The organism is Vreelandella sp. GE22, assembly GCF_968212445.1.
In genome coordinates this window covers 424,038-438,463 of record NZ_OZ309110.1, presented here as the reverse complement: position 1 = coordinate 438,463, position 14,426 = coordinate 424,038, and the positions used below count along the sequence as shown (strand labels likewise).

Below are 14,426 nucleotides of genomic sequence, written 5' to 3'. Positions count from 1 at the left end.
AACGCAATGAGCCTATTGATCAAGGGCGGCACGGTCGTCACCCATGCCGACACCTACCGCGCCGACGTCCTCTGCGTGAATGGCAAGATCGAAGCCATCGGCACCGACCTGAACGTTCCCGCCGACTGCGAAACCATCGACGCCAGCGACCAGCTGGTCATGCCCGGCGGTATCGACCCGCACACCCACATGCAGATGCCCTTCATGGGCGCGGTGGCCAGCGAAGATTTCTACACCGGCACCGCCGCGGCCATGGCCGGCGGCACGACGACGATCATCGATTTCGTCATCCCTCAACCCGGCCAATCGCTTTTGGAAGCCTTCGACACTTGGCAGGGCTGGGCGGAGAAAGCCGCCACCGACTTCGCCTTTCACGTGGCGATCACTTGGTGGGACGAGAGCGTCAAGGAGGAGATGGGCACGCTGGTCCATGAGCACGGCGTGAACAGCTTCAAGCACTTCATGGCCTACAAGGGCGCGATCATGGCCACCGACGATATCCTGGTGGAGAGCTTTTCGCGCTGCCTGGAGCTGGGTGCGGTGCCCACGGTGCACGCCGAAAACGGCGAGCTGGTCTACCACATGCAGCAGAAACTGCTCGCCCAGGGCATTACCGGGCCCGAGGCGCACCCGCTTTCCCGCCCACCGCAAGTGGAAGGCGAGGCGGCCAGCCGCGCCATTCGTATTGCCAGTACGTTAGGCGCACCGGTATATCTGGTCCACGTTTCCACCAAGGACGCGGTGGACGAGATCGCCTACGCCCGACGCCAGGGCCACGCGGTGTACGGCGAGGCGCTGGCCGGACATTTGATGATCGACGACAGCGTCTACCAGAACCCGGACTGGGCCACCGCCGCGGCCCACGTAATGAGCCCGCCCTTTCGCCCGAAAGGCCATCAGGAGGCCCTCTGGCACGGCCTGCAATCCGGCAACCTGCAAACCACCGCCACCGACCACTGCTGCTTCTGCGAAGAGCAGAAAGCCGCGGGCAAGGAGGACTTCACCAAGATCCCCAACGGCACCGCCGGGGTCGAGGACCGCTTGGCCGTCCTCTGGGACGAAGGCGTGAACACCGGCAAGCTCTCGCCCCAGGAGTTCGTCGCGGTGACCTCCACCAATACCGCCAACATCTTCAATTTGTACCCGCGCAAGGGCGCCATCCAGGTAGGGTCGGATGCCGATATCGTCGTCTGGGACCCTAACGGCACCCGCACGATCTCTGCCAAAACCCACCATCAAAATGTCGATTTCAATATTTTCGAGGGCAAGACGGTGCGCGGTATCGCCCGCCATACCGTAAGCCAGGGCAAGTGGGTGTGGCGTAACGCCGAGGAGCTTCACGCCGAGCGTGGCGCCGGGCGCTATCTTGAGCGCCCGGCCTACCCCGGCGTCTTCGAGCAGCTCAAAAAGCGCGCCGAGCGTGAAGCCCCCAAGGCCGTGAGCCGCTAATAACGCTAATAACAACCCGGGAGAAACGACCGTGACCCATTCCCTCGACCACCTGCCCAGCGCCAAAGAGGTCGGCACCTTCGACCCCGAGGCGCTTGCCCGCAATTTCAGCGATATTCACCCGCCGCTCACGGATCGCCAGGCGATCATCGAGAGCCAGCGCTGTCTCTACTGCTTCGATGCGCCCTGCGTCGAGGCCTGCCCTTCGGAGATCGACGTGCCGAGCTTCATTCGCCAGATCAGCGAAGGCAACGTCAACGGCGCAGCACAAACGATTCTGGAGGCCAATATCCTGGGCGGTAGCTGCGCCCGGGTCTGCCCGACGGAAATACTCTGCGAAAAAAGCTGCGTGCGTAACCACGACGCGGAGTGCCAGCCGGTGCTGATCGGCCTTTTACAGCGCCACGCCACGGATAACATGGACTTCGACGGCCACCCTTTCCAACGGGAAGCGCCGACCGGCAAGCACATCGCCGTGGTGGGCGCCGGCCCCGCCGGGCTCTCCTGCGCGCATCGCCTGGCGCTTTTGGGCCACCAGGTGACGATTTTCGAAGCCGAGCAAAAACCCGGCGGCTTGAACGAGTACGGTATCGCCCGCTACAAGATGACCGACGACTTCGCCCGCCGGGAGGTCGAGTTCCTGCTCGGCGTGGGCGGCATCACCATCGAGTACGGCCAGCGCCTGGGTGACAACCTGACGCTCGAGGCACTGCGCGAGCGCCACGACAGCGTCTTTCTAGGCCTTGGGCTAGGCACCAGCCGGGCGCTTGGGCTGGTGGATGAAAACGCCCCGGGCTTGCTGCCCGCGGTGGAGTACATCAAACCACTGCGCCAGCAGGCGGATCTCGAGCGGTTGGCGGTGGCCAATCGCTGCATCGTCATCGGCGCGGGCAATACGGCGATCGACATGGCCACCCAGATGGCCAGGCTGGGCGCCAAAGAGGTATCGCTGGTCTACCGCCGCGGCAGCGAAGCGATGTCCGCCACCCACCACGAACAGGACATCGCCAAGGCGAACGGCGTGCGCATCGTGACCTGGGCGCAGCCCGACGAAGTGCTGCTCGACGAGCAGGGCCGGGTGGCCGGCATGCGCTTTGCAGCCACCAAGGACGAGGACGGGCGCCTGGTGAGCACCGGCGAGACCTTCGAGATCGCCGCCAACGCGATTTTCAAGGCGATCGGCCAAGGGTTCGACGGCCAAAGCCTGGCCGATGTCACCGACCTCGGTCGCGAGGGCGAGCGCATCGGCGTCGACGAGCGCTTTCAAACCTCGCTGGCGGGCGTCTACGCCGGCGGTGACTGCATCGCCCCGGGCCAGGATCTGACCGTCCAGGCGGTGCAGCACGGTAAGCTCGCCGCCCACGCCATCCACCAAGCTCTGACCGCCCAGCAGGAGGCCGCATGAACACATTCGCATTTACCCCCAACGCCAGGCAGCAAAGCCGCGAAAACATCGTCAACGGTGTCGATCTTTCGGTGAACTTCGCTGGCATCAAGGCCCCCAACCCCTTCTGGCTCGCCTCCGCCCCGCCCACGGACAAGGCCTACAACGTGACCCGTGCGTTTGAAGCGGGCTGGGGCGGCGTGGTCTGGAAAACCCTTGGCGAAGAGCCGCCGGCGGTGAACGTCTCCTCGCGCTACTCCGCCCACTACGGCAAGAACCGCGAGGTGATCGGCTTCAACAACATCGAGCTGATCACCGACCGCTCGCTGGAGGTGAACCTGGCGGAGATCACCCAGGTGAAGAAAGACTGGCCGGACCGGGCGCTGGTCGTCTCGATCATGGTGCCCTGCGTGGAGGAGTCCTGGGCGTACATCCTGCCACGAGTCGAGGCCACCGGCGCCGACGGTATCGAGCTAAACCTGGGCTGCCCTCACGGCATGCCGGAGCGCGGCATGGGCGCAGCGGTGGGCCAGAACCCGGATCTGATCGAGCAGGTCACCGCCTGGTGCAAGAAGTACTACTCCAAACCGGTGATCGTGAAGCTGACTCCGAACATCACCGACATTCGCGTGGGTGCCCGGGCGGCGCTGCGCGGCGGGGCGGATGCGGTCGCGTTGATCAATACCATCAACTCGATCTCCAGCATCGATCTGGACAACATGGTCGCCAAGCCCACGGTGGGTCATCAAAGCACCCACGGCGGCTATTGCGGCAGCGCCGTCAAGCCCATCGCCATGAACATGGTGGCCGAGATCGCCCGGGACCCGGCAACGCCCACGCTGCCCATCTCCGGCATCGGCGGTATTGCCAGCTGGCGGGATGCGGCGGAGTTCATCGCCCTGGGGGCGGGCAGCGTGCAGGTCTGCACCGCGGCGATGCTCAACGGCTTTCGCATCGTCGAGGAGATGAAAGATGGCCTGTCGCGCTGGATGGCAGAGAAAGGCTATGACTCCATCGAGGCGTTCTCGCGCAAGGCGATCCCGCAGACCACCGACTGGAAGCACCTGGACATCAACTTCCAGACCATCGCCCATATCGACCAGGACCTGTGCATCGAGTGCGGGCGCTGTTATATCGCCTGTGAGGACACCTCGCACCAGTCGATCGCCAAGCTCGCCGAGCCCGACGGCTCGCGCCGTTACGAAATCATCGAGGAAGAGTGCGTGGGCTGTAACCTCTGCCAGATCACCTGCCCGGTAGAGAACTGCATCACCATGGTGCCCCAGGACACCGGCAAGCCCTTCCTGGCCTGGGACCACGACCCGCGCAACCCCTTCAAGGCCGCGGGCTAACTGCCTTTAGCGCCCTGCGGGGCGCTTTTTTTGGGCTCGGCCACCATCACGTAATCCGCCCCGTGGCTGAGCCCACCCTCGATCTCGATATGCTCAAGCGCCCGGCGCTCCAGGTCGTCGACGTGCTTGAGCATCGCCCGGGCCAGATTGCGATCAGCGATGGTCGCCATACGCTGGCGACACATTTTCATCTGCCCCTCGACGAATTTCCTGGCGTAGCGAATCGGGAAGCGCTTGCTCTCGACGACCTCGAAACCGGCACGGCCCAACTGGCGCTCGACCCAAGCGCTCGGGTACTCGCGGTAGGTGCGCTCGCCGGCCAGCAACAGGCAGGCGTCGCGCAGCCGGCCGATCTCCACCACCAGTTTGCCCGCGGCGGTCGTTGCATCGAAGGGCACGTAGGGCTCGAGGCCGACCAGGTAAAGGCGTTTTTTGGTGAGCGCACAAAGCCGCGGGAAAAGCTCGTCCTGCCAGTAAGGGGCGAAGCCGTCGATGGCGCCGAGCAGGTAATCCGCCAGCACGGTGTCGAAGCGCTCCCCTGCCAGAAAGCGCGGGTCTTGCCAGTTGCCCAGTACCAAACGGTCCTGGTCGCGTTTTCTCCCTTCCACCGCGCGCTCGACGCTTTGCGCCATGCCGCCGGCACCGGTGACCGCCGTCCAGCTCTCGGTGTTCAAAGCGCTGACCCAGCCAATCGAGTTGACGCCGGTCCCGGCGTCCAGAAAGTGGCCCCAGGGGCGCTCGCCCTGTAGCGCTTCGATATGCTCGAAAAGTAGTGAGGCCACGTGCCCCTCCCAAAACTGGTTGCCCTTTTGAATGGCCGAACGAGGCCATTTATTTAATTACATTATAACATATCAAATAAAACCATTAACCGCGAGCTTCCCGAGGCGCTCGTGAATTCAATGAATTAGCGTGACAGCCTCAGACTAATTTGCCATTATGATAATCGATCTCATATACAATACTTTCTCAAAAAGGAGACATCATGAAAAAAATGCCCCTCAACAACGCCGCCCTGAAGACACCGGTCATCACGGCGTCGCTGCTCGCGGCCGCCATGAGCGCGTCCGCCCATGCCGATGAGCGCTTCGCCGTTTTCGATCTGGGCAGCCTGGACACCCTGGACGCGCTGGGCGCAAGCGACCAGGTCGTGGGCCTGCCCAAGCAGGTGCTGCCGGACTACCTTGCTCACTTCGACACCGACGAGTACACCGACCTTGGTGGACTAAAAAGCCCGGATCTCGAGGCGCTCGAACAGAGCGAACCGACGCTGATCGTCTACACCGGCCGCCAAAACGAATCGAAAGCAGAGTTCGAAGAGCTCGCGCCGCTGTTCGATGCCGGTATTGCCGGTGACGACTACCTGGCCGCCTTCGACGACAACGTCCGCACTTTGGCCGAGCACGCCGGCGTCGAAGAGCAAGCCGAAACCTCGCTCGAAACGCTACACAACGAAATCGAAAACCAGCGCGAGGCGCTCAGCGATGCCCCGCGCACCCTGGTCGTCACCCATAACGACGGCAGCTACTCGCTCAACGAGCACCCGGTGGTCCACGATGTGCTGGGGGTCGCGACCCAGGACATCCCCGAGAGCGCCGAACGACGCACGTTTGGCGAGCGCACCTTTGTCACGCTAACGCCCGAGACGATTGCCGAGATCGACCCCGAGCGCCTGCTGGTCGTCGACCGTAGCGCCGCCATCGGCCAGGACCCCGCCGATGCCGACGAACTGCGCCAGCAGCTCGCGGACGCCGGCGCGGATAACGCCGAGGTGGCACTGCTCTCGCCGGAGCTTTGGTATCTTTCCGGCGGCGGCCTGCAGAGCCTGACGCTACAGATCGAAGAAGTGGTCAGCGCACTGGCGACCCAGCCGTAACGCCCCTTGGGTACGCAAGCCCCTCCCACCTGATGGGCAGGGGCTTTTTTATGGAAGTAACCTGGGCGACACCTGGCGTCAAACCATTAAGCCCCTGTTCTGGCACTATTATTGCTTATTGTTAGTACTACGTTGCGAACAATTACGTTGCTAACCATGAGGCCACGCCCGTGCAAACTTCCGACTATCCCCTAAAAGAGGTACCCCAAAGCGCTCGCAAGGGGCTTTTATCCACATCGGTGGTCCTGCTCGGGTTCACCTTCTTCACCGCCACCATGTGGGCCGGCGGCTCGCTGGGCCAGGCGTTTCCCATCGGCCAGCTTTTATGGATCATTCTGGCGGGCAATTTGCTACTCGGCACCTACGCCGCGGCCCTTGGCTATATCGCCTGCAAAAGCGGCTTGAATGCCGTATTGATGGGACGCTTCTGCTTTGGCGAAAAAGGCAGCAAGCTGTCGGATTTCATCCTCGGCTTTACCCAGATCGGCTGGTACGCCTGGGGCACCGCGACCATTGCGGTAGTGCTGGTACGCACCACGGGGATGCCCGAATGGATGGAAAGCCCCTTAATGGTGCTTTTTGGCTTCGGCTTTTGCATCACGGCGATGATCGGCTACCGCGGTATGGACTGGCTTTCGCGTTTTGCCGTGCCGGCGATGATGCTGTTCATCTTGATCAGCCTGTTCACCGGCCTGGTGGACGTGGGCGGCCTGGCCGGACTTGGCCAGCAAACGCCCACCGAAAGCATGAGCGTGGCCGCGGCGGTCACGGTGATCATCGGCACCTTCATCAGCGGCGGCACCCAAGCCACCAACTGGAGCCGCTTCGCCAAAAGCCCGCGCACGGCGGTGGTGGCCACGCTGGCGGCTTTTTTGGTGGGTAACGGGCTCATGGTACTGACCGGCGCCCTGGGCGCCATGATCTATCAGCAGGCGGACATCGTGGACGTGCTCATCGCCCAGGGCTTCGTCTCCATGGCGGTGCTGATGCTGTTTCTCAACATCTGGACCACCCAGGACAACACCATCTACAACTTTGCCGTAGCCGGCTGTAACCTGCTGCGCACTAAACGCCGCCGGCTGGTCACTGTGGCCGGCGCGGCCATCGGTACCGTACTCGCGGTGGGCGGCATGTATAACCTGCTGATTCCCTTTTTGGTGTTGCTGGGTACGTTCATCCCGCCGATGGGCGGGGTGATCATGGCGGATTTTTGGCTGAAACATAAAGGCCGTTACCCGGCGCTGGACACCGCGCGACTTCCCGACTTCAACCGCCGAGGCCTTGCTGCCTACGCGCTCGGCGCGGGCGCGGCCTACTTTTCGCCGCTGCTGCCCCCGTTGGTGGGAGTGCTGGCCGCTGCGCTAAGCTACGCCGTACTGCTTCGCCTGAACCAGGCTTCTTCAACCGCCCCCTCACCCGCTACCGCTAAACAATAAGTGAGCTTCCCATGGATATCGTCAATGCCCGCCTGCGCCACCGCTCCGAGCTTTTTCATCTTACGATCGAGGACGGCGTGTTTAGCGCCATTACTGCCCAAAACGCGCACCGTCAGGCGACGCCAGAACAAACCGATGCCAAAGGCCAACTGGTCTGCGCGCCTTTCATCGAACCCCACATTCACCTGGACGCTGCGCTGACCGCCGGCGAGCCTGCCTGGAACGAAAGCGGCACCCTGTTCGAGGGTATCGAGCGCTGGGGCGAGCGCAAGCCGATGCTCTCGGAAAACGATATTCGCGAACGCGTTTACAGAACGCTCAACCTGCTGATCGGCAACGGTGTTCAGTTCGTGCGTACCCACGCCGACACCAGCGACCCGAGCCTGGTCGGCCTGCGCACGCTGTGTGCGCTTCGCGACGAGCTCAAGGACAAGATCGAGATTCAGGTGGTGGCGTTTCCCCAGGACGGGTTGCTCTCCTATCCCGGCGGCGACAAGCTCATGGAAGAGGCGCTGGAGATCGGCGCCGACGTGGTCGGCGGCATCCCGCACTTCGAGTACACCCGGGAGCTAGGCGTGGCCTCCATGAAGCGCGTCATCGAGTTGGCCCTGAAGTACGACCGGCTGGTGGACGTGCACTGCGACGAGATCGACGACCCCAACTCACGCTTTCTCGAAGTGTTGGCGGCCGAGGCGCTGTTCAACGACTTGGGCTCGCGGGTGACCGCCAGCCACACCGTGGCCATGCACTCCTACGATAACGCCTACTGCTCGAAGCTCTTCTTGCTGCTCAAGAAGTCAGGCATCAACTTCATCTCCTGCCCGACCGAGAGCATTCACTTGCAGGGGCGCTTCGACACCTACCCCAAACGCCGCGGCGTCACACGCGTGAAAGAGCTCAATGAGGCGGGTATCAACGTCTGCTTCGCCGAGGACTCGATTTTTGATCCCTGGTATTCGCTGGGTAACGGCAAGCTCTTGCGCACACTGGATTTCGGCCTGCATATCTGTCAGATGATGGGCTATAAGGACTTCAGCCAAGCGCTGTCGCTTGTGACCGACAACAGCGCGCGCACGCTCAATATCCAGGAGCGCTACGGTATCGAGGTGGGCAAACCGGCAAGCTTCAACGTACTGGACGGTGAGGACGACTATAGCGTGCTGCGCAACCAGGGCGACGTGCTGCTCTCGGTGCGAAACGGCGAGACCATCATGCAGCGCGAGCCCTCGCGCATCGTCACGCCGAACTGGATTGGCTGAGTCGGAAAAAGCGCGTTAATCTGAAACGGTTCCCAACAAGGAGGTGGATGTATGAGCGTTGAAACCGTGCGCAGTTTTCTGGCCGAGCACGCCCCGGACATCGAGATCGTCGAATCCAACGAGAGCACGGCGACCGTGGCCGAAGCGGCCCAGACCCACGGCGTCGAGCCGGGCCAAATCGCCAAGACGCTCGCCTTCAAGGTGAACGAGAAACCGCTTTTGATCGTGGCCGCCGGGGATGCCCGCATCGACAACGCCAAAATCCGCGAGCACTTCGAAGGCAAAGCGACGATGCTCGACGCCGATACGGTGATGGAACTGACCAGCCACCCGGTCGGCGGTGTCTGCCCGTTCGGTCTCGCCGCCGACGTGCCCGTCTACTGCGATGAATCGCTCAAGCGCTTCGATGAAGTGCTGCCCGCGGCGGGTTCCGGCAACAGCGCCGTGCGCATCGCCCCAAAAAGGCTCGCCGAGCTGGTGCACGCCGAGTGGGTGGATGTCTGCTCGCTTAGCGAAACCCCCTAAGCGCTTCAAACCGGCCACATCGAGGGCCCTGCGCCGGTGGCGGCGCAGGGCCCTTATGCGTACACTAAGCGGGCTAACGGCTCGCGCCGATAAGGTGCGAGCGATCAGCGACGTTCTCAGGGCGGGGTGCAAGTCCCCACCGGCGGTGATGGCGTACTAAACGCTCAAGCCCGCGAGCGCTCCAGCCCTTTGTTGGAGGTCAGCAGATTCGGTGAGACTCCGAAGCCGACGGTGATAGTCCGGATGAAAGAGAACGGCGCCGCTACCCGCTTTTATGCGTGCCCCTGGGCGCGTGCAAGGGCGTGGCGGGCGGGCGCCGCATGCCCTGATTCTGGCACTTTATTCAATGAGAATGACCATGAATCAGACCTTTCCTTTAGAGCTTTCTTCGCACACCACGTCTCAGCGTATCGCCTTCATTCAAGGCCACTGGCATGGCGATATCGTCGGTCAGGCGTACCAGGCCTTTATCGCAGAAATCGAGCAAAACGGCCTCAAGGCCGATCAGGTCGATGTCTTTACCGTTTCCGGCGCTTATGAAATTCCGCTACAGGCGAAAGTGCTGGCCGAAAGCGGCCGCTATGGGGCAATCGTCGGCGCAGGCTTCGTGGTGGATGGCGGCATCTACCGCCACGACTTCGTCGCCCACGCGGTGATCGACGGCATGATGCGCGTCCAGCTCGACACCCAGGTCCCGGTGATCTCGGTGGTGCTCACCCCGCACCACTTCCACGAGCACGCCACCCATCACGATTTCTACTTCCAGCACTTTTTGGCCAAGGGCAAGGAAGCGGCGAGTGCGTGCCTGAACACCATGGAAAACCTCTACCGCGCACGCCAAACCAGATAATAGATGAGACGCCCCACGGTCCGGCAAAGGCCGGACCCACTACCTTTCGAGGATAAAAGAAAACGCGGTACACGATGGTACATTTATGAATCTTCCTGTATCCATCGATACAACAATCTTCTTATTAGTCATTTGAAATTATCATCAAACATCTGCAACTCGATACTCACAAAACCACAATCGTCAAAAATGTAATATATATGTTTGAGTCGACCACTCCTGGTAGAAATGTACTATTTAAATTTCGCTAAAGAAAAAACCCTAAGCCCCCTCCGACTTTGTAGAGCGCTCCAAAAGTACTAAAAACTCTCTATATCGTATGGAAACATCGGCGCTTCTTCAGCCGAATTATTAACAATGTATATCTCGTAAGAATTAGTTTTTGCATGAGCGCCTGTTTGGAATTCACGAACGCATTCAACTTTCGAGCAAGGCCTGACCGTCGTACCGAAGTGCATCAGTACATTCGTATCGCTACGAAATTTTAAATCCCACTTATTTAACAGCCGACCAGTCACAAAAGAAGCAAATATAACTTATTGATTAAATTGATATTAAAATAAAATTAGCTATAATTAAAATCAATACAATTAATTTATAAGCTAATGATTTTAATGATAAAATACCGCTATATCGAATATATTTTAGACTTTAGTCTCTTTTGACAACAAAAATCATAGCGCTACGATTTTAAGTGTAATGACGCTCACTGACGATGTGTCGCGTTGTATAAGCACCTAACCAAACAAATACATAGAGGTGAAAAAATGAAGAAGGAAACCCTACTACTGCCGAGCCTGTTTGCTGCCACTACAGCGTTACTCAGCACTCAAACTGCTTTAGCTGACAATATCGAGATGATTGTGCCCTTTAGCGCTGGCGGAGGTACAGACCTGGTCGCTAGAGTTTTCGAGCCCGGCTTTTCGAATGCTTTAGGAAGCACTACTATTATTCGTAATATTGATGGAGCAAGTGGAACGATAGGAACGGCAGAAGCTGCTAAAGAGAGCAGCACAACTATTGGTTACTTGCCGATCGGTCCCGTAGCTATCCAACCTTCTTTACGTCAAACTCCTTATGGCCTGGATAGCTGGACGTATATTTGTCAAACGGTAAATAATCCTGTCTTCTTATTCAAAAGCTCTGACAACGACGAAGATATTTTAGAGCGCATCATCAACTCGCCGGAAGAAGGAAGAATCATGTATGGCTCTTCTGGTCCAGGCACCGTTCCACACTTGGCAATGGCTGCGTTGGCCAATGCCACTGGGGTGAGTTCAGTACATTTACCATTTCCGGGTACAGGACCAGCCATGAATGCAATGGCAGGAGGGGAAATCGAGCTATTTGCCGATACAGCCTCTGTTATCGAAGCCAATCATGTGACGCCTTTGGCGATATTCGCCCAAGAGCGCTCAACACAATATCCAGACATACCGACAATGAAAGAACTCGGATATGATTTGGAGTTTTCCGTATGGCAAGGCGTTTTCGCTCCAAAGGAAATTTCGGAAGAAAGAAAAGAGGCACTTTCATCCGCTTGTCTAGAAGCTCTCGAATCAGACAGTATGATTTCGTTTTCCGAAAGCGCTAACATCAATATTTCTTACAAATCATCATCTGAATTCGAAAAATTTGTTAGAGACAACTTCCAACTTAACGCTGATATAATCCAGGAAATTGGACTAAATCAATAATCTTTAAAAAACGAACGCTAAATTATTTCTGAGAGCGAGCTGATGTATAAAAAAGCGATAATCATAAATAACAAAAATACTATTAACTTAGCTTTTTTGGTGATTGGTTGCCTTCTGATCTGGAATGGGTTTTTCAACACTGGATCCGTTGGCTCGGAAAATATGATTGCGAATAGTTCATCAGGCTCGCTCACAGATCCACTTTCTCTTTTATGGGTGGCAATGGCCTCGATAATTTTCATCAAAGATATTTTTGGCAAAATTTCCAGAAATCAAGAGGACAATAGCAAAAGCACTGTCTCTCTTAAACTAATAACCATTATGGCATTAATTAGCTTAATTGTCTGGATAACGCCTATTTTAGGGTTTTTTATCGTTATCACCACCTTCTTGCCACTACTGCTTTTTTTAATTGGCACGAAAGGTAAATGGCAGATAACCATAGCAACAATAATACTTGGGCCAGCCATCTGGTTTCTATTTCACCACCTATTATCCCTCAGATTGCCAACAATATTGCCCGGGGGCATTTTTTAATGAATGACATTCTTGATCTTATTAATATATACGTTATTTCAGCCACTTTATTAGGTACTGCGCTAGGTATTATCATAGGTGCTCTACCGGGTTTAGGATCGGTTGTGGGCCTTTCTATCTGCCTTCCCTTCACATTTGGCATGTCGCTTTTGCCCAGCCTTGGTTTGTTACTTGGTGTTTATAGTGGCTCAGTGTTCGGAGGGTCTATTTCTGCCATTTTAATAAACTCACCTGGGACACCACAAGCCGCGGCAACGACGCTGGATGGATATCCCTTGGCTCTTCAAGGAAAAGCAGGTCTTGCTTTAGGGTGGGCGACAGCAGCTTCGGTTATTGGAGGCTTAATATCCTGCGCTGTTTTAATTTTTGCGGCACCACAGCTAGCAAGATTTGCCGTTAACTTTGGTTCGATAGAAATCTTTGCCCTCATCACCCTGGCATTGACTTGCATAGCAGCGGTTTCTCAAGGAGCCATGATTAAAGGAATTATGGCCGGCATTGTAGGCTTAATGCTATCTCTGATTGGTACAGACCCTATTACCGGGAGCAACCGCTTAACGTTTGGAACGACTTTTTTAACAGGTGGACTAGACCTTATCAGTGTCGTGATCGGACTTTTTGCAATTTCCGAAGTGTTTACCAGAATTCAAAATCCGGATTCAGAAGGCAACGTAACCAAAGGAGCAAAGCTCTTCTATCCTCGCTTAAGGATGTGGAAAGGAAGATTAACAGGTCTTATAAGAAGCTCTTTTATCGGCTGCCTGGTAGGCACTCTACCGGGCACAGGCGCAGCTACATCGTCCTTCATCAGCTATGGAGTTGCCCAACAAGTATCTCGAAATCGAGAGAACTTTGGCAAGGGTGAGGCTGACGGAATTATAGCAGCTGAGTCTTCAAATAATGCAGTTACTGGAAGTGCGATGATACCCACGCTAGCACTGGGCATTCCTGGTGACGTAGTTACAGCGATACTATTGAGCGCATTGGTAATTCATGGAATCACTCCTGGCGTACAGTTAATGAGTCAGCATCCCGAGGTAATTTCCTCAATTTTTATCCTTCTGATTGCCATCAATATCTTCATTATTTTCTTGGCTCCTCCTATTGTTCGCATATTTGGAAGTCTATTAAAAATCCCTGAACCTATAATCTTATCAGGGGTTGTAGTACTTTCACTAATTGGTGCATTAACAGTTCGCGGCAACCCTCTGGACGCTGTTGTCACCATCTTATTTGGCATTCTGGGTTACTTTTTAAGAAAAGCTGATTACCCTCTAGCTCCATTGGTAATTGGATTGGTTCTTGGTCCACAATTCGAACAAAGCCTTAGACGAGGACTCCTGATTTCTGATGGCAATTTTTTGTCTTTTTTCACACACTCACCGCTGGCGACAACTATCTTCTGTGCGACAGGCTTGTTCATTCTTATATTTCTTGGGAGAGAAATAATGTCTTCGAAAGCAGCGACTAATTAATTCATTAAAAGCACGTTCGAAACGCTGACAAAAGCTATCAATTCCAATTGCCTAGATGACGCCCACAGGCAGCCCACACTACTGGAGCTGCCTGTCTAATAAAGAGCGAAGAGTGGTTCGCCATCTTCCCTAACAGCCGCACTCCGCAAGCGACGCTTTCAAAAGACGCCCCCGCTCTTCCCCTTCCTGCACCGGGTGCGCGTCCCGGCGCCAGAAATCCAGCCCGCCTAAAAGCTCCTTTACATGAAAGCCCGCGCTTGCCAGCTTCCACGCGCCCTTGGTCGAGCCGTTACAACCGATGCCGTCGCAGTAGGTGACGTACACCTTCGAGGCATCGAGCGCGGCAAGCCGCTCGGGCGTCATTTCCCGGTGGGGAAAGCTCACCGCCCCGGGAATGTGCCCGGCGCAGTAGTGCTCGACACTTCGCGTGTCGATCACCACGACCTCGTCGACGTCGTTGGCGAGATCCTGGGCCAGATCCCAGGCATCGGTGTGGTAGCAAAGCTTGTCGTACATCGCTTTGGCCATATCGATCGGGGCCGCAGGCGGGAAGGCGAGCACCGCGGAAGAAGGTGTGTCGGTCACG

13 protein-coding genes and 1 riboswitch are annotated in these 14,426 nt (G+C 57.1%); of the genes, 11 read left to right on the top strand and 2 right to left on the bottom strand.

The features are described 5' to 3' along the window. Positions 1-6 precede the first annotated feature (6 nt). The 3 genes from hydA to preA are packed head-to-tail and all read left to right on the top strand — an operon-like array spanning position 7 to position 4,185. Positions 7-1,449, top strand: a complete 1,443-nt coding sequence (hydA, locus tag ACWHRL_RS02165) for a dihydropyrimidinase (RefSeq protein ID WP_447895046.1) — start codon at positions 7-9, stop codon at positions 1,447-1,449. Between the two features lie 31 nt (positions 1,450-1,480). Continuing rightward, positions 1,481-2,854: an NAD(P)-dependent oxidoreductase gene (locus ACWHRL_RS02160; RefSeq protein WP_447895045.1), complete on the top strand. Its 1,374-nt coding sequence runs from the start codon at positions 1,481-1,483 to the stop codon at positions 2,852-2,854. Next, a complete protein-coding gene (preA, locus tag ACWHRL_RS02155; RefSeq protein WP_447895044.1) occupies positions 2,851-4,185 on the top strand; it encodes an NAD-dependent dihydropyrimidine dehydrogenase subunit PreA in 1,335 nt (444 codons plus the stop codon). Before ACWHRL_RS02160 ends, preA begins: the two co-directional genes overlap by 4 nt. Here preA and ACWHRL_RS02150 read toward each other — a convergent pair. After that, the gene (locus ACWHRL_RS02150; protein WP_447895043.1) at positions 4,182-4,967 is read right to left on the bottom strand and encodes a class I SAM-dependent methyltransferase; all 786 of its coding nucleotides are present in this window, start codon (positions 4,965-4,967) and stop codon (positions 4,182-4,184) included. The genes preA and ACWHRL_RS02150 overlap by 4 nt on opposite strands. 203 nt (positions 4,968-5,170) lie before the next feature. On the opposite strand from ACWHRL_RS02150, the gene ACWHRL_RS02145 reads away from it, so the two are divergent. The 8 genes from ACWHRL_RS02145 to ACWHRL_RS02110 all read left to right on the top strand — a co-directional run bounded on the left by ACWHRL_RS02145 (position 5,171) and on the right by ACWHRL_RS02110 (position 13,840). Further along, entirely contained in the window at positions 5,171-6,061 is an 891-nt protein-coding gene (locus ACWHRL_RS02145) for an ABC transporter substrate-binding protein (RefSeq protein ID WP_447895042.1), read from the top strand. Positions 6,062-6,231: 170 nt separating this feature from the next. Then, the gene (codB, locus tag ACWHRL_RS02140; RefSeq protein WP_447895041.1) at positions 6,232-7,497 is read left to right on the top strand and encodes a cytosine permease; all 1,266 of its coding nucleotides are present in this window, start codon (positions 6,232-6,234) and stop codon (positions 7,495-7,497) included. 11 nt (positions 7,498-7,508) lie between these two features. Next, positions 7,509-8,756, top strand: a complete 1,248-nt coding sequence (gene codA, locus ACWHRL_RS02135; RefSeq protein ID WP_447895040.1) for a cytosine deaminase — start codon at positions 7,509-7,511, stop codon at positions 8,754-8,756. Positions 8,757-8,807: 51 nt separating this feature from the next. Continuing rightward, positions 8,808-9,281 (top strand): YbaK/EbsC family protein, encoded by a 474-nt coding sequence (locus ACWHRL_RS02130; RefSeq protein WP_447895039.1) that lies wholly within the window; start codon positions 8,808-8,810, stop codon positions 9,279-9,281. 108 nt (positions 9,282-9,389) lie between these two features. Then, positions 9,390-9,540, top strand: a riboswitch (FMN riboswitch). 99 nt (positions 9,541-9,639) lie between these two features. Next, positions 9,640-10,131, top strand: a complete 492-nt coding sequence (locus ACWHRL_RS02125) for a 6,7-dimethyl-8-ribityllumazine synthase (RefSeq protein ID WP_447527634.1) — start codon at positions 9,640-9,642, stop codon at positions 10,129-10,131. A gap of 767 nt (positions 10,132-10,898) precedes the next feature. Then, positions 10,899-11,828 carry a Bug family tripartite tricarboxylate transporter substrate binding protein gene (locus ACWHRL_RS02120; protein WP_447895038.1) on the top strand — a complete coding sequence of 310 codons (930 nt, stop codon included), beginning with the start codon at positions 10,899-10,901 and terminating at the stop codon, positions 11,826-11,828. 42 nt (positions 11,829-11,870) lie between these two features. Then, entirely contained in the window at positions 11,871-12,365 is a 495-nt protein-coding gene (locus tag ACWHRL_RS02115; RefSeq protein ID WP_447895037.1) for a tripartite tricarboxylate transporter TctB family protein, read from the top strand. Beyond that, positions 12,257-13,840: a tripartite tricarboxylate transporter permease gene (locus ACWHRL_RS02110; RefSeq protein WP_447895036.1), complete on the top strand. Its 1,584-nt coding sequence runs from the start codon at positions 12,257-12,259 to the stop codon at positions 13,838-13,840. Before ACWHRL_RS02115 ends, ACWHRL_RS02110 begins: the two co-directional genes overlap by 109 nt. Before the next feature lie 129 nt (positions 13,841-13,969). Here the strand turns inward: ACWHRL_RS02110 and ACWHRL_RS02105 are convergent, their stop codons facing one another. Continuing rightward, entirely contained in the window at positions 13,970-14,425 is a 456-nt protein-coding gene (locus ACWHRL_RS02105) for a rhodanese-like domain-containing protein (RefSeq protein WP_447895035.1), read from the bottom strand. Position 14,426: the final 1 nt, after the last annotated feature.